Source organism: Photobacterium sp. DNB22_13_2 (genome assembly GCF_052873915.1).
The window spans coordinates 1-249 of sequence record NZ_JBNNXU010000224.1 but is presented as its reverse complement, the minus strand read 5'-3'; the positions used below and the strand labels follow the sequence as shown (position 1 = coordinate 249).

Below are 249 nucleotides of genomic sequence, written 5' to 3'. Positions count from 1 at the left end.
GCGCTAGACGTGGCACAGGCAGGCAAGCCGGAAGAATTCCCCAACTTCACGCACGTGTGGTTCGATACGCCGGCAGACAACCGCGCCGATTCGGTGACGATCTACACGCTGCTCGACGGCCCGAGCATCACGGGTGCGTACCGCTTCGTCATGCATCGCACGAAGGGCGTGGTGATGGACATCGACACGGCGATCTTCCTGCGCAAGGACATTGACCGCTTCGGCATCGCGCCCGCTACGTCGATGTAC

1 protein-coding gene is annotated in these 249 nt (G+C 62.2%); it reads left to right on the top strand.

All coding sequences use genetic code 11. The features are described 5' to 3' along the window. Positions 1-249 (top strand): glucan biosynthesis protein (locus ACVA58_RS28455; RefSeq protein WP_446513581.1); only part of this gene is annotated, 249 nt, incomplete at both ends.